The following is a 25,361-nucleotide window of genomic DNA, read 5'->3' on the forward strand; positions in this document are numbered from 1 at the left end:
AAAGTCCCGCCCGAAGGAGTGTCAAAAATATCAGGCGCTCTCGGCAAAGGCAACCGGGCGCAGCGGCGTAGTGCCATGGTAAATTCGCGCCTGTTGCAGGCCAACGAACAGGCGTTCACCACGCATCGGCGCATGGTGATCGCCGTCGAACACCACGGAGAACACCTCGCCCTGCCAGCCGCTCGGCTGAACGACCAACTGCCAGAAGTGGCCGCGCGGGCTGATCTCCAGCACCTGCACCGGCAAAGGCGTTTCCAGGCTGCTCTGGCGTGAAATATCGATTTCCCACGGACGCAGGAACAGTTCAACTTCGCCCTGATGCGCAGGCGTGTAGCCCAGCGGCCAGCGATGCGCGGCCACATGGAACTGAGAGCCGTGTACTTCGCCCGTAAAGCGATTCACTTCGCCAAGGAATTCCAGCACAAAGCGCGTCGATGGGTCGCGCCATACGTCGTCTGGCGTACCAACCTGTTCAATGTTGCCCTGGCTCATCACCACCACGGTGTCCGCCACTTCCATCGCTTCTTCCTGGTCGTGGGTTACAAACACGCTGGTGAATTTCAACTCTTCATGTAACTGACGCAGCCAGCGACGCAACTCTTTACGCACCTGCGCATCCAACGCGCCAAACGGCTCATCCAGCAGCAGGATTTGCGGTTCTACCGCCAGTGCACGCGCCAGCGCTACACGCTGCTTCTGTCCACCCGACAACTGCGCCGGGAAGCGGTTGCCCAGATGGGAAAGTTGTACCATCTCAAGCAGACGCGTAACGCGCTGTTTGATCTCAGCAGCACCTGGACGTTCGCGACGTGGCAGAACGGTAAGGCCAAAGGCGATATTGTCGAACACTGTCATGTGGCGGAACAGCGCGTAGTGCTGGAACACAAAGCCCACCTGACGATCGCGCGCATGGATGCGGCTGACGTCTTTGCCATTGAAATGGATCTGTCCGCTATTCTGATGTTCCAGCCCAGCGATGATACGCAGCAGCGTGGTTTTACCAGAACCGGATGGCCCCAGCAGCCCCACCATCTTGCCGGAAGGAATATCCAGAGAGATGTCGTTAAGAACCGATGTGCGGTCAAACGATTTGTTGATTTGTTTAATCTCAATGCTCATGATTTTCCTCCTGTAGGCGCTTCTGCTGATGCTCTAATCGCCACTGCACCACGCTTTTCAGAAACAGCGTTACGATTGCCATCAGGGTCAGCAGAGCGGCGGCAGTAAAGGCGCCCACGGTGTTGTAATCCTGATGCAGTAATTCAACCTGAAGCGGCAAGGTATAGGTTTCGCCGCGAATCGATCCCGAAACCACCGAGACCGCACCAAATTCGCCAATCGCACGTGCGTTGGTCAGCACCACGCCGTACATCAGCGCCCAGCGGATATTCGGCAACGTCACGCGGCGGAACATCTGCCAGCCGGATGCGCCGAGCAACACCGCCGCTTCATCTTCGTGACTGCCCTGGCTCAGCATCACCGGCACCAACTCACGCACCACAAAAGGACAGGTAACGAAGATGGTGGCCAGCACCATGCCCGGCCAGGAGAACATAATCTGAATATTATGCGCATCCAGCCAGCCACCGGCAGGACCGTTGACGCCCCAGAACAGCAGATACATCAAACCGGCAACCACCGGCGACACGGCAAACGGGATATCAAACAGCGTCAACAGCAGCTGGCGGCCGGGAAAGGTGAAGCGCGTCACCAGCCACGCCAGCAGCGTACCGAACACCATGTTGACCGGTACGGTAATCAGCGCCACCAAAAGGGTCAGCCAGATGGCGTGCAGCATGTCGCCATCTTTCAGGTTACTCAGCGAGGCAACCCAACCCTGGTTGAGCGCTTCCCAGAAGATGGAAACCATCGGCACCACCAGCAGCAGGATGGAAACCAGCGCACCGATGCCAATCAGCAGCCACTTGCCCCAGTTGATTGGCTGGCGGTCGGCGTGATTGATGTGTGAAATCTCCGCCATCAGTGGCCTCCTAAGCGACGGCCAAAGCGGCTCTGCAAGGTGTTAATCGCGAACAGCAGCAGCAGGGAAGCCGCCATGATCACCGAGGCGATGGCGCTCGCCGCCGGATAATCAAACTCCTGCAGACGCACAAAAATCATCAGCGAGGTCACTTCCGTCTTCCAGGCGATGTTGCCGGCGATAAAGATCACCGCGCCGAACTCACCGATGCTGCGGGTAAACGACAGCGCAGTGCCGGCCAGCAATGCCGGCGCCACTTCTGGCAGCACCACGCGACGGAAGCTCTGCCAGCGCGTTGCGCCCAGCGTTTCCGCGGCTTCTTCATATTCCGGACCTAACTCTTCCAGCACCGGCTGCACGGTACGCACCACAAACGGAATGCTGGTAAAGGCCATCGCCACAGCGATGCCGAGCCAGGTGTAAGAGACTTTGATATCAAAATGCGCCAGCCACTGACCGTACCAGCCGTTGACCGAAAACAGGCCCGCCAGCGTTAAACCTGCCACCGCAGTCGGCAGCGCAAATGGCAGATCCATCAAACCATCCAGCAGCGTGCGGCCGGGGAAGCGATAACGCGTCAGAATCCACGCCATCAGCATGCCGAAGACGGCGTTGAACAGCGAGGCCACGCCCGCCGCCAGAATCGTCACTTTATAGGCGGCGATCAGCTGTGGATGGCTAATCACCGCCCAGTATTGCGCCAGCGTCATTTGCGACAGCTGCATCAGCAGCGCGCTGATCGGCAGCAGCAGAATCAGACAGGTGAAGAGTAAGCTGGTGCCGAGGCTCAGTCCAAAGCCCGGCAAAACACGTTTTTGAGCGAGCGCGAACATTAACCGCGCCCCGCTGCCAGTAATTTGTCCAGCTCACCGTCATTGGCAAAATGGACTTTCATCACGTTATCCCAGCCGCCAAAGGCGTCTTTGACGTTGAACAGTTCTGTCTGCGGGAAGCGATCTTTCTGCTCCGCCATCAGTTGCGGGTTATTCACGCGATAATAATAATTGGTGATGATTTTCTGCGCTTCAGGCGTGTAGAGATAATTCAGATAGGCTTTGGCCGCGTCGGTGGTGCCGTTGTGCTCGACATTTTTGTCGACCCACGCCACCGGGAACTCCGCCAGAATATTGGTTTTTGGCACGATCACTTCGTAGTCGTCTTTGCCGTACTGATTACGGATGTTATTCACTTCCGATTCAAAGCTGATCAGCACATCGCCCAGACCGCGCTCGGCAAAGGTGGTGGTCGCACCGCGACCGCCGGTATCAAACACTTCAACGTTCTTGAGGAACTTCGCCATAAAGGCTCTGGTTTTGGCTTTATCTTTGCCATCCGCCTGATCGGCAGCGCCCCACGCGGCGAGATAAGTGTAGCGGCCGTTACCCGAGGTTTTTGGGTTAGGGAAAATCAGCTTCACGTTATCGCGCGCCAGATCGGCCCAGCTGTGAATCTGCTTCGGGTTACCTTTACGCACCAGAAACGCCATGGTGGAGTAAAACGGTGAACTGCTGTTTGGCAGACGTTGTTGCCAGTCAGCGGGAATCAGTTGGCCTTTGTCGTGCAGCACCTGCACATCGGTCACCTGATTGTAGGTCACCACATCGGCGCGCAGCCCTTGCAGAATCGCCAGCGCCTGCTTAGAGGAACCGGCGTGCGACTGCTTGATGGTCAGCTTGTCATTAGGATGGGCAGCGTCCCACTGTTTTTCAAAGGGTGCATTCAGGGCAACGAACAGTTCGCGCGAAACGTCGTAAGAGCTATTCAGCAACTCGGTCGCTTGCGCCGCACCGGCTAAAGCACACGACAGCGCGATACCGCCAAGCCATTTTTTCGAAATCGGAAGTGTCATGCTGCACCCTGAAAGACGGCAGTTAAGCCAATGCCATTAGATGCTGTCAGTGTATTTATAACTCAGGGGAAAGCTGTAACGGTTTTATATATCGTTTAGGGATTTCAAAGTCTAAAAAGGCATAAGACGGAGGGAGAGTTTATGCGGCGAATGGAAATGTAAATCGGCATTAAGCGATTCATTGCGCAATAAATTGCGCCGCGACAAATAAGGGCTGATATCCGTAGCGGCGCGATGAATCGCGCCAGGTTGACCTTAATACAAAGAGGTTACAGCGTTTGCAAAGCATCCAGCGACGGCGCAAAAAAGTAGCTGCCGCTAACCGGTTTGGTGAAGCGCAGCATGGCGTCCATTTTGCCGTCGCGCTCGCCGAACATGCTCAGCAATTGCTGCTCAATATTGTAGAGACGATGGCAGTAAGAGATGAAGTACAGCCCATGCGTGCCACTGGCGCTGCCGTATGGCAGGCTCTGGCGCAGAATCTTTAGCCCTTTGCCCTCTTCTTTAAGATCGACACGGCTGAGATGCGATGTCGCAGGACGCTGATCGCCCGGCAACTCTTCATCCGTCTCTTTAGTACGGCCAATAATCGCTTCCTGTTTCTCCACCGCCATGCGGTTCCACAGCTTAAGGTTGTGCTCCCAGCGCTGGGTAAACACATAGCTGCCGCCCGCATCCGCGCCTGCGCTGATAATCGCTACCTCCTTGCGCGCTTCGCCCTGCGGATTTTCCGTGCCATCGACGAAGCCCGATAGATCGCGATCTTCAATCCAGCGGAAACCGTGCGTCTCTTCTTCGATATTGACCGCAGCGGCAAAGGCGCTAAGTGCCGCCTGAGCCAGCGCGAAGTTCACGTCGTGTCGTTGAGATTGAATATGGATCAGCAAATCGCGCTGCGTGGCAGGCGCAATGCCATTACCAAGCGCGGCGAAAGCTTTGAGTTCAGGTGCAGAAGCGTTGCCTTGCAGATCGCGCCACAGCGCATCACCAAAGGCGATCACCGCGCCCAATCCGGCATCACTGAATTGCGTCTGCAGCGCTTCAAGCTGCTGTAAGAAGAATTTGCTGCCCTGGCGCAGCGCGTCAAGATCGCCCGTGACGCGGGCTTCGAGCCAAATGGCGAAACGGCGGTGCTCCAACAGGATCCCGCTCTGAAACTGAGACATTGCTATGCTCTCCGGCATGAAGGTTAGACGATATTTTTTCGCCCGCATCATACCGGAAAGCCACACTCTTTGAGCGGGTTTTTAAGCAAGTTTTATCTGGTTTAACGCTGCCAAACGATCTTGCTGATTTTCCAGCTTTTCAGGGTATCGTCCGACGGCATCAAGCCTTCCGGACCATGCCATTCACCGCTGTAAATGTAGGAGATGTGCTGGCTGCCCGGCGCACGGCACTCAACATCGCGTGCATCAAGGCCGGTGACCATTTTGCAGTTGTTAAAGGCTTTGCTGAACTTGTCGCTGAACAGATCGCCGATCTTGCTGCCGTCCGCCGCTTTGGCATCGGCATCCTGCACTTCAATGCGCTCCACACTGCTGCTGCCGTTAATCACCAATTTAACGTTGTCGCCATCCAGCGCCTGCCAGAAATCCACCACCTGACCACTCTGCGTGCGCATGCCCTGACGCAATTTGTAATCGCCGTTCAGGGCTTTATGGATGGCGTCTTCCGACATTGAGGTGGTGCTCGTCAGGCCCGCAACGCCTTGCTCGGTGACCTCCAGCGATCCACCAAACCAGCCGAGTGGATTGAGCGCCGACCAGTGATAGCTAAGCGGATTGTACCAATGGCTTTCGCTATCGCTCGCGCTGCCAGATGAACCCGAACTGGCGCAGCCGGCCAGAACCATGCTGCTAACCAGCAGTGCGTGACGAACAACTTTCATGAAAACTCCTTGATCTGCTAAGCCGATTGGCGTGCCTGTTGGAGTCACAAACCGGCAAAAAGTTTATTCGACCTGCTGATGTTCCGGCAGAAAGCAGTCGTGCAGGCGAGGTTGCGTTTGCAGCCAGAACAACGCCAGCAGGTCAAACAGCGTCAATAACAGCGGCAGCGGCGAGTCGGGAAAGGCGCCTTGCAGCTGGCTGGAACCCTGCCACAGCAGGCTGACAAGGAGCGATGCGCTCAACACATGACGCCAGCTTTGCCACAAGCGCGGCCAGCGCTGGCGATAGCCGGTCAGCAATAAGCCGATAGCCGCCGGAATGCCTAACGCCAGCCCCAGCCAGAAGCTTTGGCGGTCGGGATAGAACAGCGCCAGCAAATCATTGCCCTGCTGGCGTGATGCGCCCGCCATCACCAGCAGCAGCCAGGTGCGCGCCTGCAATAATAGGATCAGCCAGAAAAGAAACGGCAGCCGCAGCTGCCCTTTCGCATCGTACTCTTCGGGAAGGTATTTCAAAGCGACCATTAATACTCGCGATCTTCAATCAAACGCTTGCCCAGCAGCAGCGAATCGACCGGCTCGTATTCGAGCTTTTCGTAAAACGCCACCACCTGATCGTTCTCTTCGCGCACCATCAAATTGATTTTTGGGCAACCGCGCGCAATCAGCTTCTTCTCAAGACGGTTCATCAACGCATTGGCAAAGCCACGGCCCTGATAATCAGGATGCACCGCCAGATAGTAGACGGAGCCGCGATGGCCGTCGTAGCCGCCCATCACCGTACCGACCACTTCGCCACCGACTTCCGCGACCAGAAACAGTTCCGCGTCATGGTTCATTTTGCGTTCAATGTCCAGCTCCGGATCGTTCCATGGGCGTAACAAATCGCAACGCTCCCAGAGCGTGATCACTTCTTCAAAATCTTCCTGGCGGAAAGAACGGATTTCCATCGACGTTACCCTGCTGTTAGGCACAATTCGCTGATTATCACGCATTCTTTGCCAGGCGCAACCCTCACGCGTGACAACGGAGCAAAAAAAGCGCGACATCGCTGTTAGTCTGTTGCAATAGAAAGTAAACACTTGAAATAGTTGCGAGGTCGCCGCCTGGCAATTGTTACGCTATAACACGGGGCAGGATTTACCTGCCATGGACCCGTAAATGATGAAGATTTCACTGCTTAAGCGCCTTACCAATCGTCGCCAACTGATACTTTCCGGTTTAGCGCTGGCGGTGTTGTCACCGCGTGCGGTGCAGGCCAAAGAACAGAACAGCGATTTGCGCGTTAGTCCGCGTCATACGCCACCGAAACCCGCCAGCAACGGCAAACGTATCGTGATGATTGATCCCGGTCACGGCGGCATCGATTCCGGCGCCGTCGGCGAAGAGGGTTCGGAAGAGAAACACATTGTGCTGGCGATCGCTAACACCGTGAAGACGCTGCTGCAATCGCATCCACGCATCGAAGTGCGCCTGACGCGCGACAGCGACCACTTTATTCCGCTCTATCAGCGCGTCGAAATCGCCCACCAGCACGGCGCTAACCTGTTTATGTCGATTCACGCCGATGGCTACACCAGCCCGGATGCTAACGGCGCATCGGTTTTTGCCCTTTCCAATCGCGGTGCCAGCAGCGCGATGGCGCGTTACCTTTCGCAGCGTGAAAACGATGCCGACAAAGTGGGCGGTGCTGAGGTGCAGGATAAAGATCATTACCTCAACCAGATTCTGTTCGATCTGGTGCAGACCGATACCATTCGCAACAGCCTGACGCTGGGTAAACACGTCCTCGATCAGATTCGCCCGGTGCATCATCTGCACAGCCAGCACACCGAACAGGCCGCGTTTGCGGTGCTGAAATCGCCGTCGATTCCTTCGGTGCTGGTGGAAACCTCCTTTATTACCAATCCGCGTGAAGAGCAGCTGCTTGGCACGCAGGCGTTCCGCCAGAAAATTGCCAGCGCCATTGCCGACGGCATCGCCCGCTACTTCGATGAGGTCGATCGTCGCGAAGCATAGCCTTTATCCTGTGGTAGAATCGCGGCAAATTTCCGGAACGAGTGACTGATGAGCAATCCCGATATTTCCCGCGTCAAAGCCTTTTTGCTGGCGCTGCAAGATGATATTTGCGTCCAATTAGCGGCGGAAGATGGCAAGGCGAGCTTTGCCGAAGATGAGTGGCAACGTCCCGGCGGCGGCGGCGGACGCAGTCGCGTATTGCGTGATGGCGCGGTATTTGAACAGGCCGGCGTAAACTTCTCGCACGTGCACGGCGATCAAATGCCCGCATCCGCCACCGCGCATCGTCCCGAACTGGCTGGCCGCAGCTTTGAAGCGATGGGCGTGTCGCTGGTGGTGCATCCATCCAATCCTTACGTGCCAACCAGCCACGCCAACGTGCGCTTCTTTATCGCGGAAAAACCGGGCGCCGATCCGGTGTGGTGGTTTGGCGGTGGTTTCGATCTCACGCCCTATTACGGCTTCGAAGAGGATGCGCTGCACTGGCATCAAACCGCGCACGATCTATGCCAGCCGTTTGGTGAGGAGGTTTATCCGCGCTACAAAAAGTGGTGCGACGATTACTTCTACCTCAAGCATCGCGACGAGCAGCGCGGCATCGGCGGCCTGTTTTATGACGACCTTAACACGCCCGATTTCGATTACTGCTTCGATTTCATGCAGGCAGTCGGCAACGGTTTCGCCAACGCCTACCTGCCGATTGTGGCCAGGCGCAAAGCGCTGCCGTGGGGCGATCGCGAGCGCCAGTTCCAGCTCTATCGTCGTGGTCGCTACGTCGAGTTCAATCTGGTGTGGGATCGCGGCACGCTGTTTGGCCTGCAAACCGGCGGCCGCACCGAATCCATTTTGATGTCGATGCCACCGCTGGTGCGCTGGGAATACGATTATCAGCCAGAAGCCGATTCCCCCGAAGCCGCCTTGTACCGTGATTTCCTGCCAGTCAAAGAGTGGTTGAAGCGACATAATTAACCAACCGCACACCCCGTAGCGGCGCGATTTATCGCGCAATGAATTGCGCCGCGAAAAGGTTTGCAGAATTTCATTGCGGCGCAACACATTCGCCAATCAAGTCGTTACAACGGCTCGGTCTGCGCCTCCACCACCGCTAACGCCACCATATTCACGATGCGCCGCACCGAGGCGATACGCGTCAACACATGTACCGGCTTGCTGATCCCCATCAACACCGGTCCCACCGTGACACCTTCGGAGCAGGAAACGCGCAGCAGGTTATAGCTGATACGCGCCGCTTCGACGTTCGGCATAATCAGCAAATTCGCGGTGCCTTTTAGCGGGCTGTCCGGCATCAGTTCACGGCGAATGCTCTCGACCAGCGCCGCATCACCGTGCATTTCGCCGTCAATCTCCAGGTCCGGGGCGCGTTGCTGAATCAACGCGAGTACGTCACGCATTTTGCGCGCGCCCGGCGCATTTGAGGTGCCAAAGCTGGAGTGCGACAGCAGCGCCACGCGCGGTTCAATGCCGAAGCGTCGCACCGTTTCCGCCGCCAGCAGCGTGATATCCGCCAGTTGTTCTGCGCTGGGATCTTCATTAACGTAGGTGTCAGCTATAAAGGTATTGCCGCTCGGCAATAGCAGCGCATTCATCGCGCCCGCCACCTTCACGTCCTCTCGCAGCCCAAACACTTTCTCCACCACATCATAATGTTCCTGATAATCGCCGATGGTGCCGCAGATCAGCGCATCGGCCTCACCGCGATGCACCATGATCGCGCCAATCAGCGTGGGATTACCGATCACCGCGCGCTGGGCAGTTTCCGGCGTCACGCCGCGCCGTTTCATGATCTGGTAATACTCATTCCAGTACTCTTTGAAACGTGGATCGGACTCGTTATTGACGATCTCAAAATCTTTGCCCGCCTCGATCTTCAAACCCTGCTTTTGCAGACGCATAGCGATGACGTTCGGCCGGCCAATCAGAATCGGCTTCGCCAGCCCTAACGTTACCAGCTCCTGCGTGGCATGCAGCACGCGCACCTCTTCGCCTTCTGCCAGCACCACGCGTTTAGGATCTCTACGCGCCTGCGAAAAGATCGGCTTCATAAACAGGTTGGTTTTATAGACGAACTCGGTGAGTTGCTCACGATAAGCATCAAAATCCTCAATCGGTCGCGTGGCGACGCCCGATTCCATCGCCGCTTTCGCCACCGCGGGCGCGATCTGCACGATTAAACGCGGATCAAACGGTTTGGGGATCAAGTATTCCGGGCCGAAACTCAGATCCTGATCGTCATACGCCGACGCCACCACATCGCTCTGTTCCGCCTGCGCCAGCGCCGCAATCGCGTGCACCGCCGCCAGCTTCATCTCTTCATTGATCGCGGTGGCGCCCACGTCCAGCGCGCCACGGAAGATAAACGGGAAGCACAACACGTTGTTCACCTGATTGGGGAAATCAGAGCGCCCGGTGCAGATAATCGCGTCGGGCCGCACCTTTTTGGCCAGCGGCGGCATGATTTCCGGCTCGGGATTGGCCAGCGCCAGAATCAGCGGATCCTGCGCCATCTTCTGCACCATCTCCGGCGTCAGCGCTTTGGGGCCGGAACAGCCAAGGAAAATATCCGCGCCGCCAATTACCTCGTCCAGCGTGCGTGCGCCGCTGTCGGCCACCGCATAGGCCGCTTTGGTCGGCGTCATATTCGGCTCGCGATCGCGATAGATCACCCCTTTGGAATCGCACACCACAATGTTGTGCTGCTGCATGCCGAGCGCTACCAGCAGATTCAGGCAGGCAATCGCCGAAGCCCCTGCGCCGGAAACCACCAGCCGCACCTCGCTGATGGCTTTTTTAACGATGGTTAAGCCGTTGAGCACCGCCGCGGTACAGATGATCGCCGTGCCGTGCTGATCGTCGTGGAATACCGGGATCTGCATGCGCTCACGCAGCTGTTGCTCAATATAGAAACACTCGGGCGCTTTGATATCTTCCAGATTGATGCCACCAAAAGTGGGTTCCAGCGCGGCAATCACCTCAATCAACTTATCGGGATCGCGCTCATCAATTTCGATATCAAACACGTCAATGCCGGCGAACTTTTTGAACAGCACGCCCTTGCCTTCCATCACCGGCTTACTCGCCAGCGCGCCAATGTTACCCAGCCCCAGCACCGCGGTGCCGTTGGAGATCACCGCCACCAGATTGCCACGCGCGGTGTATTTGCGCGCCGCCAGCGGATCGGCGGCAATTTCCAGACAAGGCGCAGCGACGCCGGGCGAATAGGCCAGCGCCAGATCGCGCTGCGTGGCTAACGGTTTGGTGGGTGAAACCTGAATTTTTCCGGGCGTAGGGAATTGATGAAAATCGAGCGCGCTTTGCTTGAGTTGATCGTCCATTGGGCATCCTTTGGCATCGCTAAATAGGCATTCAGTATAGGAATGTGCGGCACAAAAGAGGGTGAAGGCGCTCAAAGAACGCACAGACTGAAAGGCACGGATTGCCACCGCTTCGCCTGCGGGATCGGCACAGCCTGCTATCCTTATTGATGGCAAAAAGCGTAGCTGAACCGTTTAGGCCAGTCCTCCTTTCACTATCGCACCTCTTAAGCGCCACGACGCCACAATCAGAGAAAACGCATTTTCTTCGTGTAACGTCTGTAGCACTGTGTTGGACCAATACTTAACAGGAATGGGTGCAACACCTTTGCCCACATTATTGCTAATCAAGGAGTTAAGTGATGAACCAGCTAGATGCATTGAAACAATACACCACCGTGGTGGCGGACAGCGGCGATATCGAATCCATTCGCCATTACAATCCAGAAGACGCGACCACCAACCCCTCATTGATTCTGAAAGCCGCCGGTCTTGAGGGTTATAAACATCTGATTGATGACGCCATCGACTACGCGAAAAAACAGGGCGGCAGCAAAGAGACGCAAATCATCAACGCCAGCGACAAAGTGGCGATCAACCTCGGTATGGAAATTCTGAAAAGCATACCGGGCCGTGTTTCGACCGAAGTGGATGCGCGCCTCTCCTTCGATCGTGGCATGTGTGTCACCAAAGCCGAGAAGCTGGTGCGTCTGTACGAAGAGCACGGCATCGACCGCTCACGCATTCTGATCAAACTGGCGTCAACCTGGGAAGGCATCAAAGCCGCCGAGGAGCTGGAGAAAAACGGTATTCAGTGCAACCTGACGCTGCTGTTCTCCTTCGCTCAGGCGCGTGCCTGTGCCGAAGCCGGTGTGTTCCTGATCTCGCCATTTGTTGGCCGTATTTACGACTGGTACAACACCCGCAAACCGATGGATCCGTATGTGGTCGATGAAGATCCGGGCGTGAAATCTGTGCGCCGTATCTACGATTACTACAAGAAGCACCGTTACAGCACCGTCATCATGGGCGCCAGCTTCCGTAAAGTGGAACAGATTCAGGCGCTGGCCGGCTGTGACCGTTTGACCATTTCCCCTAACCTGCTGGAAGAGCTGGCCAATAGCGACGCGCCGCTGGAGCGTAAGCTGGAGCCATCAACCGAAGGTTTCCATCAGCCGGCTTCACTTTCAGAAGCGGAATTCCGCTGGGAACACAATCAGGATCCGATGGCGGTAGAAAAACTGTCAGACGGCATCCGTCAGTTCGCCGTCGACCAGCAGAAACTGGAAGACGTGCTCTCTTCTCGTCTGTAATCCGCACTCACTCTTATGGCGGATGGGCATTTGCTCATCCGCTATCGCCAAATCACAAGGGAGAACCTTATGTCTTCACGCAGAGAGTTGGCTAACGCAATTCGTGCACTCAGCATGGATGCGGTACAAAAAGCAAATTCCGGGCACCCAGGTATGCCGATGGGCATGGCAGATATCGCCGAAGTGTTATGGCGCGATGTGTTGAAACACAATCCCAACAATCCGGCGTGGGCCGATCGTGACCGCTTTATTCTTTCCAACGGTCACGGCTCGATGCTGCTCTACAGCCTGCTGCATCTCACCGGCTACGACCTGCCGATGGAAGAGTTGAAAAACTTCCGTCAGCTGCACTCAAAAACGCCGGGACACCCTGAACTCGGCTACACGCCTGGCGTGGAAACCACCACCGGTCCGCTCGGCCAGGGCCTGGCCAACGCGGTAGGTTTAGCGATTGCCGAACGCACGCTGGCGGCGCAGTTTAACCGTCCCGGCCACGACATCGTCGATCACCACACCTACGTGTTTATGGGCGATGGTTGTTTGATGGAAGGCATCTCGCACGAAGTGAGCTCGCTGGCCGGTACGCTCGGCCTCGGCAAACTGATTGGCTTCTACGATCACAACGGCATCTCCATCGATGGTGAAACCGAAGGCTGGTTCACCGACGACACGCACAAACGTTTCGAAGCCTACAACTGGCACGTCGTGGGTAGCGCAGAAGGTATCGACGGCCACGATTCGGCAGCGATCGCTGCGGCGATTAAAGAGGCGCAAAGCGTCACCGATAAGCCGTCACTGATTATCTGTCGCACCACTATCGGTTTCGGCTCGCCGAACAAAGCCGGTAAAGAGGAGTCGCACGGCGCGGCGCTGGGCGAAGAAGAAGTGGCGTTGACGCGGCAGAAACTGGGCTGGCACTATCCGCCGTTTGAAATCCCGAAAGAGATTTATCAGCAGTGGGATGCCAAAGAAGCGGGCGCGCAGCGCGAGAAATCCTGGGATGATAAGTTTGCCGCTTATAAAGAGGCACACCCCGAGTTGGCGCAGGAGTTTACCCGTCGTCTGAGCGGTGAAATGCCGGCTAACTGGAGTAGCGAAGTGCAGAAGTTTGTTGAAGAGCTGCAGGCTAATCCACAGAAAATCGCCAGCCGTAAAGCCTCACAAAATACGCTGGAAGTGTTTGGCAAGCTGCTGCCAGAATTCCTCGGCGGCTCAGCGGATCTGGCACCCAGTAACCTCACCATCTGGTCGGGCTCAAAATCGATCAAAGAGGATAGTGCCGGTAACTACATTCACTACGGCGTACGTGAATTTGGTATGACGGCGATCGGCAACGGCATCGCGCATCACGGCGGCTTCGTGCCATACACCGCTACCTTCCTGATGTTCGTCGAGTACGCGCGTAATGCGGTGCGCATGGCGGCGCTGATGAAGGCGCGTCAGGTGCTGGTGTATACGCATGACTCCATCGGCCTTGGCGAAGATGGTCCGACACACCAGCCAGTTGAGCAGATTGCCAGCCTGCGCGTTACGCCAAACATGAGTGTGTGGCGTCCGTGCGATCAGGTGGAAACTGCCGTGGCGTGGCAAGCCGCCGTTGAGCGCCATCATGGGCCAACCGCGCTGATCCTGTCGCGTCAGAACCTGCTGCAGCCAGAGCGTAGCAAAGAGCAGGTGGCGAATATTGCACGCGGTGGCTATGTGCTGCAGGACAGCAACGGCACGCCGGATGCGATCATCATCGCCACCGGTTCGGAGATTGAAATCGCGCTGGGCGCGGCGGATAAACTCACCGCTGCTGGCCACAAGATTCGCGTGGTTTCGCTGCCGAGCACCGACGTGTTTGATAAGCAGGACGTCGCGTATCGCGAATCGGTGCTGCCATCCGGCGTGAAAGCGCGTGTGGCAGTCGAAGCCGGCATTGCTGATTACTGGTACAAGTATGTTGGTCTGGATGGCGCGATTGTCGGTATGACCACCTTTGGTGAGTCAGCCCCCGCCGGCAAACTGTTCCCGGAATTCGGTTTCACCGTCGAGAACATCGTCAGCCATACTGAAGCTTTACTCAAGCCGCACTAATCGATCTGGCCCTGCGTCTTTTTGGCGTAAGGGCCATTTTTTGATCACAGCCTGAAACAGAAAAAAATCCGCCCTGCCCCCTTCACGCCTCGCGCAAACTGATTACTATAAGCTTTCCTCCGATTCTTATAGCGGACGCTTTCCCGTTGAAAAAACGTACTCCTTTTTTACTGGCCTTAATGGTTACAGTGCTTCCATTAAAAAGCATGGCGCAGTCGTCGCCCGATCCGCTGTTGGCATCGCAAATTGTTGATCGCTACGCCGAGCACATTTTCTATGGCAGCGGCGCAACCGGCATGGCGCTGGTGGCGATTGATGGCAATCAGCGGGTTTTCGCCAGCTTTGGTGATACGCGCCCCGGCAACAACGTGCGTCCGCAGCCCGATTCGGTGATTCGTATTGCCTCGCTCAGCAAGCTGATGACCAGCGAAGTGATGGTGAAGATGGCCGAACGCGGTCAACTGCGTCTTGACGATCCGCTGAGCAAATACGCGCCGCCTGGCGCGCGCGTGCCAAGCTATAACGGCCAGCCGATTCGCCTGATTGACCTCTCCACCCACACCAGCGGCCTGCCGCGCGAACAGCCTGGCGGTAAACCGCATCGTCCGGTGTTTGTCTGGCCGACCAAGTCCGATCGCTGGCAGTGGCTGAGCGGAGCGGCATTAAAGGCCGCGCCAGGCACCAATGCCGCCTACTCCAACCTGGGCTTTGATCTGCTGAGCGATGCGCTCGCCAAAGCGGCGGGCATGCCCTATCCAGCACTGTTCCAGCAGTTGATAACGCGTCCGCTGGGCATGAAAGACACTACTTTCACGCCGTCACCGGATCAGTGTCAGCGTCTGATGATTGCCGAGAAAGGCGCCAGTCCGTGCAACAACACGCTGGCGGCCATCGGCAGCGGCGGTGTTTACTCAACGCCAGACGATATGGGCCGCTGGATGCAGCAGTTCCTCAACTCGGCGGTGAATCATCGCACGCCGCAAATTGATCGCCTGCAAACGCTGATCTATCGTCGCGACCAGCTAACCAAAGTGGAAGGCATGGATGTACCGGGCCGCGCCGATGCGCTGGGCATGGGTTGGGTCTATATGGGGCCGAAGGAAGGTCGTCCGGGGATTATTCAGAAAACCGGCGGCGGCGGCGGCTTCATTACCTATATGGCGATGGTGCCGCAGCACAACGTCGGCGTGTTTGTGGTGGTGACTCGCTCGCCGTTAACGCGTTTCACCCCGATGAGTGATGGCGTGAATAATATGCTGACCGAGCTGGTGGGCAATCAGTCGGGTTCACCGATGACGGTGCAAGCCATCCGCTAACTGGGATGTGGTGCAGGCTGTAGCGGCGCAATTCATTGCGCGATAAATCGCGCCGCTACGGAATGTGCAATGATTTAATGCTGCACGTGGTATTAACGCGACTGCGCCGGATTTTGCGATTCAGTGACCCAGAGTGTTGGCCAATCCTCACTGCTGTGCCACGCATCGCAGGTCTTCTCTTCCGCATACTCCGCCAGCACAAACTCGTTGCCGTCATACTGCCAGCGCGTTGCCACGCCGCAATCCCCCAAACCACGTCCTTTACTGAAGGTGTAGAGCAATCCATGGCTGGCATCAAATTCCGCGTTCACCAACTCCAGCTGATTATCCCCGCGTGACGGCGGCGTAAACGGCAGCGTTAAGCTCAGACCGCGCGACACATAAGGCTGCGTGCGCGTCACTTCAAAGGCCAGATCGATCACGTTATACGCACCGGTTTCGCAGCTGATCAGCAGCAGCGCTTTGCTGTCTGTCAGCGGCGACACGCTCACTTCACGCCGCAGCGGATCGAGCGAGCAGTTATCGGTATTCACCCGCCAGGTACCAAAATCAATTAAACCGCTGGTCTCTTCCTGCGTCAGCGGCGGCGGCGGCGGTAATGGCGAAGGTAACGCCGGTAACGCTGGCTGCGGCGGCACATCCCACTGCACGCGGTCGCCACGCTTCACCCAGGCGCTGGCACCGTTGACGCGGCCCTGCACGTCATCCATCAACAGTAATGCCGCCTTCATGCCGCTGAGCGGAATGGTGGCGTTGGCTTTATAGGTCAGCTGCAGATTTTGCGCATCCAGCGTCTGCGCCAGAAACTCGTCGATGGCGATAGCATTACTGGTCGCCAGATGATGCGGTTCCACCGTCCAGTGTTTAAGGTCTGGTGTGAGACGGCGTTGATCGAGTAGCAGGTTATCCTTGAGCGGGCCGCCCGGCAGCTCGCCGCTGTAGGCGCTGCCGTAATCAATACGCAGCAAGGGACGATCGTTGACGCCAGCATGACGTGAGAGCGTCATCACTAAGCCGTTGTCACCGGGAAAACTGCGTGCCACGCAAAAAGCCGCGTTGTTACAGGTCAGTTGCCAGTCAGAAAATGACTTTTGCAGTGGCTGAGCCTGAACGCACGCGACAAAAAGAAAGGGCAATAAAAGCAGTAACTTCATCCAATACGACATCAAAAAATCGGTCCCCAAATTCCTGGAAAGAAAATAATAGCGCAACGGGAACGCTGTCAGCAGGCCTAAACTGTGAGCCGGCCCTAAAAGCGAGGTTAACCGCTGAAAAAGCCGTCACCTGTGGCGAACGGGTACTGGATGGCGCAAGCGCTCATCATCCGTTTTGACCGATTACTGCTCAATCGGATTCGTCGGACTCTTGCTAACTCATCACAAAACGGTCAAATACACACAAACGGTCATAAGCGGTCATGCTAGGTTAAATTCATGTTTTGGATATGCAACGCGCGTAGAACGGGGATTTCGCGCCATTAGGCTTATTTATGTGAGGCATATCACTTAATTTTGATAACCAGACATCTCATTTACATATAAAACAGATCCAGATCACTCTAATCAGCTAAGGCGTTTTGGTGACTGTGGACTCGTGCGCAGCCCACACTTTCCAAATGCGCTATCCAGTAATTTATAGCCATCGGAGGTTGGTTATGTTGCCGATTGAAAGACAGCAGCGAATTATTGACGAATTAAATTTAAATGGTCGGGTCATTGTCGCTGAATTAGTCACGTTATGTCAGGTTTCACAAGAAACTATTCGGCGTGATTTAACGCAGCTGGAGAAACGTGGTCTGTTACAACGCAGTCACGGTGGTGCGGTACCCGCAAAACGACAGGCCGCCAACATTCAGGGAAATACGCGAGGTGTTAACGAGTATGAATTATCTTTCCGCCAGAGAGTCAATGAACATGTTGATGCAAAAATGGCTATTGCCAAACGCGCACTCGATTTCATTAGCCCCGGCGATTGTATATTACTCGATAGCAGCACCACTTGCTGGTATTTAGCGCGACAGCTGCCGGATATTGAATTAACGGTATTAACCAATTCCATCAGGATTGTACAAACCCTTGCGGCGCGCGGCAGCATCCGCACTATCTGTCTGGGGGGAGAATATTCTGACCGTTATGAAGATTTTCACGGCGTCGTCGCCGAGCAACCGCTCAGGGAATTTCAGATCAATAAGATCTTTTTCTCCTGTAGCAGTTTAGGCAATGACGGTTATTTACGTGAAGGTAACGAAAACAACGCACATTTAAAACAGCAAATGTTATTAGCAGCGGAAAGAAAACATCTGCTGCTGGACGGAAGTAAATTCCTGCGGCCCTCATTCGCGCGTATTTGTCATTATCGCGATGTGGACTTTCTCATTACTGACCAATTAAAAGACAAAGAGCTGGAACAAGAATTAGCGTGGAACGGCGTCAATATTATTGATTGCTCCCAGCGCAGTCATTCTATGCAGCTAATAAAAAATTAAATCGGAGTCTTTATGAAAAAACATCTTATCGCCTGTTCTCTGCTCGCCCTGTTTGCCGCCTCTGGCGCGCAGGCTGCTGACAAATTACGCATGGGCATCGTGGTGAAAATTGGCGGTATTCCGTGGTTCAACGCCATGGAAGCGGGCATCAAGAGTGAAGCGGCAAAACGCGGCATTGACGCCTGGATGGTGGGACCAACGGCGGCCGATCCGGCTCTGCAGGTGCGCGCTATCGAAGATTTGATTGCCCAGAAGGTCGACATCATTGGCGTGGTGCCAAATGACCCGAAAGTGCTGGAACCGGTGCTGAAGCGCGCCCGTGATGCTGGCATTGAAGTGATCACCCACGAATCGCCGGATCAGAAAGGCGCTAACTGGGACTTCGAACTGGTGGATGCGCCGACGCACGGCATCAACCATATGAAAGCGCTGGCGAAATGCATGCATGAAGAGGGCAAATACGCCATGTACGTCGGCAGCCTGACCGTGCCGCTGCACCAGCAGTGGACCGACGCCGCGCTGAATTATCAAAAAGAACACTATCCGAAGATGCAAATGGTCACCGACAAGTTTGGCGTCGGCGAATCGCTGGATGACTCGATTCGCACCACTAACGAACTGATGTCCAAGTATCCGGATTTGAAAGGGATTATGGCCTTTGGTTCACAGGGTCCGATTGGCGCCGGTCGCGCGGTGATGAACCGTAACAAGATCGATCAGGTCTGCGTAATTGGTGCCTTTAGTCCTGGCCAGGGCGCATCGCTGGTGCAGCGTGGCGCGATCAAAGGCGGCTACATCTGGAATCCACAAACCGCAGGCGAAGTGTTCGTACGTATCGCCGACATGATGCAGAAGAAAGAGCCAATTACCGACGGAATGACCATCGAGGGTTTGGGCAAAGTAAAAGTTGACGAGGCGACCCACACCATCCTCGGCAACAACACCGAAAGCCTGGACAAAGAGAACCTGCCAAAACTGGTGAAAATGGGGCTGTAATGATGAATGAGGTGATCCCACAGACGCTGATTGCGCTCGACAACCTGTCAAAAACATTTGGTGGCAACCGCGCACTGAGCGATATCTCGCTGACCTTACTGGCTGGCGAAGTGCACTGTCTCGCTGGCACCAACGGCTGTGGCAAGAGCACCTTAATCAAAGTCATTTCCGGGGTGCACGCCCCGGATAGCGGCAGCCGCATCACGCTGGGCGACGGCCCGAGCTTTCCGCGTCTGACCACTCGCCAGGCGCGTGACTTCGGTATCCAGGTGATTTATCAGGATCTGTCGCTGTTCCCCAACCTCAGCGTGGCGGAAAACATCGCCTTCGAGCACAACCTGAATAGCCTGCTCGGCTGGCACCGCAAAGCCAAACTGCGTGAAACCGCGCAGCGCATCATTGATGAACTGAAGTTTGAACTCGATCTCGATGAGAAAGTGGCGTCGCTGTCGATTGCGCAGCGTCAGCAGGTGGCGATCTGCCGCGCGCTGGTCGCCGATGCGCGGCTGGTGATCATGGATGAGCCGACGGCGTCGCTGACGCGCACCGAAGTGAATCAGCTGCTGCGCACCGTGCGTTACCTGAAAGACAAAAACATCTGCGTGGTGTTTGTCAGCCATCGACTGGATGAGGTGCTGGAGATCTCAGATCGCGTGACGGTGATCCGCGACGGCCGCAAAATGGGCTGCTGGCCCGCCAAAGCGATGACGCCGCACCATCTGACCGAGCTGATGACCGGCCTGAAACTCGACTATCAGCTGAAAACGCCGACGCGCCATGACGATCGCCTGATCCTCGAAGTCGAAAAACTCACGCGCGCCGGACAATACCATGACGTTAATTTCAAACTCTATCAGGGCGAAGTGCTGGGCCTGTGCGGCCTTTTAGGCTCGGGACGCACCGAACTGGCGCTGTCGCTGTTTGGCATGACCAAACCGGACAGCGGCAAGATCTGGCTCGACAGCAAACCGGTGCGCTTCCGTGGGCACGAAGATGCGATCAAAGCCGGCATCGGCTACGTCTCCGAAGATCGCTTAACCCTGGGTTTAGTGCAGCAACAATCGGTGGCCGACAACATGGTGCTGCCGATCCTCGACAAGCTGCAAAACCGTTTCCACCTGATTGATGAATATCGCAAGAACAAGCTGATCCTGCAGTGGATTCAGCAGCTTGGCGTACGCGTCGCCGATCCCAATCTGGCTATCTCCACGCTCTCCGGCGGCAACCAGCAGAAAATCGTGCTGGCGAAATGGGTGCTGACCCAGCCGCGCATCCTGATCCTCGATTCGCCCACCGTTGGCGTGGATGTCGGCGCTAAAGCCAGCATCTATCAACTGATTCATCTGCTGGCGAAAGAGGGTTTGTCGATCATCCTGATTTCCGACGAAGTGCCGGAGGTTTGGTACAACTGCGACCGCATCCTGCACTTCCGTGATGGCACCGTTCATGCCGAATACCAACCCGATACCGTTGAGCAACAGCAGCTGGCGGAGGTGATCAATGCCTGATTTTTCTCGTTTACGTCCGAGCTCCAGCCAGGGCTGGCTGGCCTGGGTTTTGCTGGCGTTCATTGTGTTTTTCTCTGCCGCCAGCGATCAGTTCCTGACGGTGCAAAACCTGCTGGATCTGGCAGAAAGCTACGCCGTGACCGGCATCTTTGCCCTCGGCCTGTTTGTGGTGCTGGTGACCGGCGGCATCGATATCTCCTTTGCTGCGGTGGCGTCGGTGGTGCAATACCTGATCGCCTCGCTGTTTGTGCAGTTCCAGTTTGATAACGCCCTGCTCAGCATCCTGCTGGCGGTGGTGTGCGGCACGCTGTTTGGCGTGATCAACGCCCTGCTGATCACCACGCTGCGCGTCGTCTCGATCATCATCACCATCAGCATGCAGTCGCTGCTGTTTGGCCTGTTGATGTGGGTAACCGGCGGCAAAAGCCTCTATTCGCTGCCGGACTGGTGGATCACGCTGCGCAGCGTGCTGCCGTTCACCTGGCAAGGCAACAGCTTCCAGATTGGCTTGCCGCTGGTGACCATGCTGGTGATTGCCGGACTCACCGCGCTGCTGCTGAACAAAACCAATCTCGGTCGCCAACTGTATGCGGTGGGCGGCGATGCGGAATCGGCGCGCCGCATCGGTATTCGCGTCGGTCTGATTCATGTCTTCGCCTATGGCTGGCTGGGTGCCATGGCGGCGATTGGCGGCTTGGTGCAGGTCTATCGCATGGGCGAAGTGGTGCCAAATGCGCTGGTCGGCGGCGAGCTGGATGTGCTGGCCGCCACCGTTCTTGGCGGTGCCAGCCTGATGGGCGGCAAAGGCACGGTGAGCGGCACGCTGATGGGTGTTTTTCTTATCGCCATCCTGAAGAACGGCCTCAACCTGATTGGCGTCTCCAACTACTTCATGAACATCGTGGTGGGCGGCGTGATCATGGTGGCTATTGCCGTGACTCACTACAAAAAACGTAAAGAAACTGATGTCAGTTTCGTCTAACGGGAGCCGCATCAACATGAAATCACTCTCTGCTCTGCGTCCGGACGGCACCAATATCGGCCTGATGCTGTTAATCGCGCTGGCGCTGGCGATCTTTACCGTCATGTTGCCGGGTCGCTTTCTCACTGATTCGACCTTTATGAGTATGGCATTTCAGCTGCCTGAGCTGGGCTTGCTGACGCTGGCGATGTTTATCGCCATTCTCAGCGGCGGACTGAATCTGGCAATCATCGCCACCGCCAACCTGACGGCGCTGTTTATCGCCTGGACGCTGATGCGCGCCCTGCCCGCCGATGCCGGCACTGGCATGCAACTGCTGTGGCTGTTTATTGCGATTATCGGCGCGATGCTGATTGCGGCGGTGATCGGCGTGATTACCGGCGTGATGGTGACGCGCATCGGTGCGCACCCGATTCTGGTGACGCTCGCGACCATGATGACGCTGAACGGTATCGGCATCTGGCTGACCAAAGGCGCGGCCGTCAGCGGCATGCCGTCGGTGGTGCAGGCGCTCGGTTCCAACACGCTGCTTGGCGTTCCGCTGCCGCTGTGGGTGTTCCTGTTTGCCGCCGCGCTGCTGGCGCTGTTCCTCGGCAAAACCCGCGCCGGTAAATGCATCTATATGGGCGGCAGCAACATCAACGCCACCTGGTTTAGCGGCATCAATACGCATCGCATGGTGATTCTGGTGTACGTCATCTCCAGCCTGCTGTGCGTGTTGGCCGGTTTGATCATGATGGCGCGCTTCAACTCGGCGCGTATGGGTTACGGCGATGCGTATCTGCTGCTGACGGTGCTGGCCATTATCCTTGGCGGCACCGACCCGAATGGCGGGTTTGGTCGCGTGACCGGCGTGGTGCTGGCGCTGATCGCCCTGCAAGTGCTCTCCACCGGCTTCAACCTGATGAACATCAGCCAGCACGTTAGCCTGGCAATGTGGGGCGCGGTGCTGATTGTGGTGTTGGCCTTCAAACAATTCAAAACTCGCTTTAACGAACATCGTGCCGTCAAGCTCAGCAAACTGGCGGCGGCGCTTAACCCTTTGACCGAAAAAAAGGAAGTATGATGCGTATTCAAGTCTCCCCGTCGTTGATGTGTATGAATCTGATGGAGATCAAGCACCAGCTCGCCGTGCTGGACTCCCGCGCCGACTTCCTGCATATCGACATTATGGATGGTCACTACGTGAAAAATATCACGCTGTCACCGTTCTTTATTGAGCAGATTCGCCCGTTCACCAAAGTGGCGCTGGATGTGCATTTGATGGTCGAGCAGCCCACCGATTTCATTGAAGTAATTGCCAAAGCGGGTGCCGATTACATCTGCCCGCACGCCGAAACCATCAACCGCGATGCATTCCGGGTGATCAATATGATCCGCAGCTTCGGCAAGAAAGTTGGCGTGGTGCTTAATCCTGCTACGCCGGTCTCCTTTATTCATCACTACATTCATCTGGTGGATAAAATCACCGTGATGACGGTGGATCCCGGCTACGCCGGACAACCGTTTATTCCGGAAATGGTGCAGAAGGTGCAAGAGCTGAAAGCGCTGAAGCAGGCCAACGGCTATCAATATCTGATTGAGATCGACGGTTCCTGCAATACCCGCACCTACAACACGCTGGTCGGCGCGGGTGCAGAAGTGCTGATTGTCGGCACCTCCGGCCTGTTCAATATTCATGACGATCTGGAAACCGCCTGGAATATGATGCGCGAAAGCATTGATGAGGCTCAGGGATTGGCGCAGGTATCCGCATGAAAAAATGCTGGCTCGGTATCGACATTGGCGGCACCGGCACACGTCTGCAGCTGATGGAAGCAGGCCGCGTTTGGTCGAGCTTCCGTAAAGTGCCGACGGCCAGCTGGGCGCAGCAGCCTGATGCGCTTAACGCGTTGGGCCAGTTAATCAGCGAAACGCTGGAGCAGCAGCCAGTTAGCGGCGTGATGCTCGGATTACCCGGCATTCTCAGCCGTGACCGCCAGCAGGTGATTTCGCTGCCGTTTATTCAGGCGCTGGATCAGCAACCGGTTGCCGCGCGCCTCACCGAACGCCTTGGCGTACCGGTGGCGATGGACAAAGATGTTAACCATCTGATGCTGTGGGATTTACTGCAGCTGGAGCAGCTGCCAGACAGCGCGGTGGGTTTGTATCCCGGCACCGGCATGGGCAACAGCCTGTGGCTTAACGGCCAGTTTTATCATGGTCAACACGGTGGCGCGGGTGAGCTTGGTCATGTGCCTGTTGCCGGCAACGATCTGCCCTGCCCGTGCGGCAATCGTGGCTGTGCGGAAACCGTGACGTCGGGCCATTGGCTGAGTCGCTGGGCGAGCGCCCATGTGCCGGAAACTAACATGTCAGCGCTATTTACCCAGCATCGTGAGCATCCGGAGCTGCAGGCTTTTATACAGCGGCTGGCGCAACTGATTGCCACCGAGATGAACATCCTCGATCCGGAATACCTGATTCTGGGCGGCGGCGTGCTGGCGATGGCGGACTTCCCGCTGGCACAGCTGCGCAGCCAGATTCAGCAGCATCTTCGTCCACCCGCCACGCGTGAGGGTTTGAAGATTGTGTTTAGCCAATCCACCGACCACACCGGTTGTCGCGGTGCCTGTTTAGCCGCCGAACGTCTGTTCAGGAGTGCATGATGAAAGGAAAAGTGTGTGTGTTTGGCTCGTTCAACCTCGACGTAGTCGCGGTAATGAACCGCTTTCCAATGCCGGGCGAATCGCTCACCGCCCATACCAGCATGATGGGACCGGGCGGCAAAGGCGCGAATCAGGCGACGGCCGCGCTGCGCGCCGGCGCGCGCGTGCACTATATCGGTAAGATTGGTAATGATGACTTCGGCATGTTTGCGCGTCGCCATCTGGAAAAGACCGGTTTCGATGCCATTACCTTGTTTACCTGCAAGGAGAAACCGACCGGCAATGCGCTGATTTATGTCGCCGGTGACGATGCCGAGAACATGATTTCGGTCTATCCCGGCGCGAACACCACCGTAACTGCCGCCGAGGTGACGCGCTGCCAACCCACCGTTGCGGCAGCCGATATTCTGCTGGTGCAGCTGGAGAATAATCTCAGCGCCATTCAGCGCATGATCGACAACGCGCGCGCCGGTGGCACCTTTGTGATTATGAATCCTGCGCCGTGGCAGAAGGTCACCGATGCGCTGCTGGCAAAAGTGGATTTGCTGACGCCTAACAGCACCGAAGCGATGCAGCTGACCGGCGTGAAGGTCACCGACTTCGCCAGCGCGCATCAAGCCGCAGAGAAGCTGCATCGCAAAGGGGCGCGTCAGGTGATTATTACGTTGGGGGTTTGCGGTGCGTTGCTGTCAGTAGCAGACCAGCCGCCGCTGCGTATTCCGCTGTTCCCGGCTCAGCCGCTGGATACCACCGGCGCGGGCGATGCGTTTAATGGCGCACTGGCGGCGCGGCTGGCTTCCGGCGATGAACTGCCACAGGCGGCGCTGTTTGCTTCAGCTTATGCTTCGCTGTGTGTGGAACGCTCCGGTGCAGCGCACTCGATGCCTTCGTATGCCGAAGCGCTGGCAAGATTGCAGGCGTATCCGCAATGTGTCCCGGAAACGTTGGGAGAGTGTGTGTAAGGC

At 56.5% G+C, this 25,361-nt stretch carries 23 protein-coding genes; 13 read left to right on the plus strand and 10 right to left on the minus strand.

The annotated features are described in order from the left end of the window. Positions 1-30: 30 nt before the first annotated feature. From cysA to ACYAC5_RS13980, 8 genes are all read right to left on the minus strand, one after another. On the minus strand, positions 31-1,119 hold the full coding sequence (gene cysA, locus ACYAC5_RS13945; RefSeq protein ID WP_101763572.1) for a sulfate/thiosulfate ABC transporter ATP-binding protein CysA: 1,089 nt from the start codon (positions 1,117-1,119) through the stop codon (positions 31-33). Next, positions 1,109-1,981 (minus strand): sulfate/thiosulfate ABC transporter permease CysW, encoded by an 873-nt coding sequence (cysW, locus tag ACYAC5_RS13950; protein ID WP_309833753.1) that lies wholly within the window; start codon positions 1,979-1,981, stop codon positions 1,109-1,111. The genes cysA and cysW overlap by 11 nt, the downstream gene beginning before the upstream one ends. Further along, positions 1,981-2,814, minus strand: a complete 834-nt coding sequence (gene cysT / locus ACYAC5_RS13955) for a sulfate/thiosulfate ABC transporter permease CysT (protein ID WP_064739484.1) — start codon at positions 2,812-2,814, stop codon at positions 1,981-1,983. Before cysT ends, cysW begins: the two co-directional genes overlap by 1 nt. Then, positions 2,814-3,830: a sulfate ABC transporter substrate-binding protein gene (locus tag ACYAC5_RS13960; protein WP_217548928.1), complete on the minus strand. Its 1,017-nt coding sequence runs from the start codon at positions 3,828-3,830 to the stop codon at positions 2,814-2,816. Before ACYAC5_RS13960 ends, cysT begins: the two co-directional genes overlap by 1 nt. 269 nt (positions 3,831-4,099) lie before the next feature. Further along, positions 4,100-4,996, minus strand: a complete 897-nt coding sequence (locus ACYAC5_RS13965) for a Dyp-type peroxidase (RefSeq protein WP_462061922.1) — start codon at positions 4,994-4,996, stop codon at positions 4,100-4,102. Positions 4,997-5,097: 101 nt separating this feature from the next. Then, positions 5,098-5,718, minus strand: coding sequence for an RpoE-regulated lipoprotein (locus ACYAC5_RS13970; RefSeq protein WP_192411420.1), 621 nt, complete (start codon positions 5,716-5,718; stop codon positions 5,098-5,100). Between the two features lie 63 nt (positions 5,719-5,781). Further along, positions 5,782-6,243 (minus strand): DUF2919 domain-containing protein, encoded by a 462-nt coding sequence (locus ACYAC5_RS13975; protein WP_462061923.1) that lies wholly within the window; start codon positions 6,241-6,243, stop codon positions 5,782-5,784. Continuing rightward, complete coding sequence (locus tag ACYAC5_RS13980; RefSeq protein WP_061717913.1) at positions 6,243-6,668, minus strand: GNAT family acetyltransferase; 426 nt, start codon at positions 6,666-6,668, stop codon at positions 6,243-6,245. The genes ACYAC5_RS13975 and ACYAC5_RS13980 overlap by 1 nt, the downstream gene beginning before the upstream one ends. Before the next feature lie 211 nt (positions 6,669-6,879). On the opposite strand from ACYAC5_RS13980, the gene amiA reads away from it, so the two are divergent. Next, positions 6,880-7,737, plus strand: a complete 858-nt coding sequence (gene amiA / locus ACYAC5_RS13985; RefSeq protein WP_277973936.1) for an N-acetylmuramoyl-L-alanine amidase AmiA — start codon at positions 6,880-6,882, stop codon at positions 7,735-7,737. A 48-nt stretch (positions 7,738-7,785) separates the two neighbouring features. Next, positions 7,786-8,706, plus strand: a complete 921-nt coding sequence (gene hemF, locus ACYAC5_RS13990; RefSeq protein ID WP_462061924.1) for an oxygen-dependent coproporphyrinogen oxidase — start codon at positions 7,786-7,788, stop codon at positions 8,704-8,706. A gap of 104 nt (positions 8,707-8,810) precedes the next feature. Here hemF and maeB read toward each other — a convergent pair whose 3' ends face one another. After that, positions 8,811-11,090, minus strand: a complete 2,280-nt coding sequence (gene maeB / locus ACYAC5_RS13995; protein WP_192411417.1) for an NADP-dependent oxaloacetate-decarboxylating malate dehydrogenase — start codon at positions 11,088-11,090, stop codon at positions 8,811-8,813. Positions 11,091-11,431: 341 nt separating this feature from the next. Here maeB and tal point away from each other — a divergent pair, with 341 nt between their 5' ends. From tal to ampH, 3 genes are all read left to right on the plus strand, one after another. Then, entirely contained in the window at positions 11,432-12,382 is a 951-nt protein-coding gene (gene tal / locus ACYAC5_RS14000; protein WP_101763551.1) for a transaldolase, read from the plus strand. A 69-nt stretch (positions 12,383-12,451) separates the two neighbouring features. Further along, the gene (gene tkt, locus ACYAC5_RS14005; protein WP_192411416.1) at positions 12,452-14,461 is read left to right on the plus strand and encodes a transketolase; all 2,010 of its coding nucleotides are present in this window, start codon (positions 12,452-12,454) and stop codon (positions 14,459-14,461) included. Positions 14,462-14,607: 146 nt separating this feature from the next. Continuing rightward, a complete protein-coding gene (gene ampH / locus ACYAC5_RS14010; RefSeq protein ID WP_192411415.1) occupies positions 14,608-15,777 on the plus strand; it encodes a D-alanyl-D-alanine-carboxypeptidase/endopeptidase AmpH in 1,170 nt (389 codons plus the stop codon). Between the two features lie 92 nt (positions 15,778-15,869). Here the strand turns inward: ampH and ACYAC5_RS14015 are convergent, their stop codons facing one another. Continuing rightward, the gene (locus ACYAC5_RS14015) at positions 15,870-16,943 is read right to left on the minus strand and encodes a DUF1176 domain-containing protein (protein ID WP_110866507.1); all 1,074 of its coding nucleotides are present in this window, start codon (positions 16,941-16,943) and stop codon (positions 15,870-15,872) included. A 488-nt stretch (positions 16,944-17,431) separates the two neighbouring features. Here ACYAC5_RS14015 and ACYAC5_RS14020 point away from each other — a divergent pair, with 488 nt between their 5' ends. From ACYAC5_RS14020 to ACYAC5_RS14055, 8 genes are read left to right on the plus strand one after another with little or no spacing between them, the layout of a single operon-like run. Next, entirely contained in the window at positions 17,432-18,262 is an 831-nt protein-coding gene (locus ACYAC5_RS14020) for a DeoR/GlpR family DNA-binding transcription regulator (protein ID WP_101763547.1), read from the plus strand. A gap of 12 nt (positions 18,263-18,274) precedes the next feature. Then, positions 18,275-19,258 (plus strand): substrate-binding domain-containing protein, encoded by a 984-nt coding sequence (locus tag ACYAC5_RS14025; protein ID WP_110866506.1) that lies wholly within the window; start codon positions 18,275-18,277, stop codon positions 19,256-19,258. A gap of 2 nt (positions 19,259-19,260) precedes the next feature. Continuing rightward, a complete protein-coding gene (locus ACYAC5_RS14030) occupies positions 19,261-20,766 on the plus strand; it encodes a sugar ABC transporter ATP-binding protein (protein WP_110866694.1) in 1,506 nt (501 codons plus the stop codon). Next, on the plus strand, positions 20,759-21,748 hold the full coding sequence (locus ACYAC5_RS14035; protein WP_101763545.1) for an ABC transporter permease: 990 nt from the start codon (positions 20,759-20,761) through the stop codon (positions 21,746-21,748). The genes ACYAC5_RS14030 and ACYAC5_RS14035 overlap by 8 nt, the downstream gene beginning before the upstream one ends. 16 nt (positions 21,749-21,764) lie before the next feature. Then, on the plus strand, positions 21,765-22,814 hold the full coding sequence (locus ACYAC5_RS14040) for an ABC transporter permease (RefSeq protein ID WP_101763544.1): 1,050 nt from the start codon (positions 21,765-21,767) through the stop codon (positions 22,812-22,814). Further along, positions 22,814-23,506 carry a D-allulose 6-phosphate 3-epimerase gene (gene alsE, locus ACYAC5_RS14045; protein ID WP_061717928.1) on the plus strand — a complete coding sequence of 231 codons (693 nt, stop codon included), beginning with the start codon at positions 22,814-22,816 and terminating at the stop codon, positions 23,504-23,506. Before ACYAC5_RS14040 ends, alsE begins: the two co-directional genes overlap by 1 nt. After that, a complete protein-coding gene (gene alsK, locus ACYAC5_RS14050; RefSeq protein ID WP_462061925.1) occupies positions 23,503-24,396 on the plus strand; it encodes an allose kinase in 894 nt (297 codons plus the stop codon). The genes alsE and alsK overlap by 4 nt, the downstream gene beginning before the upstream one ends. Continuing rightward, positions 24,396-25,358, plus strand: a complete 963-nt coding sequence (locus ACYAC5_RS14055) for a ribokinase (protein ID WP_309836642.1) — start codon at positions 24,396-24,398, stop codon at positions 25,356-25,358. The genes alsK and ACYAC5_RS14055 overlap by 1 nt, the downstream gene beginning before the upstream one ends. Positions 25,359-25,361 lie beyond the last annotated feature (3 nt).

The sequence above is a fragment of the Pantoea sp. y20 genome (assembly GCF_054903455.1).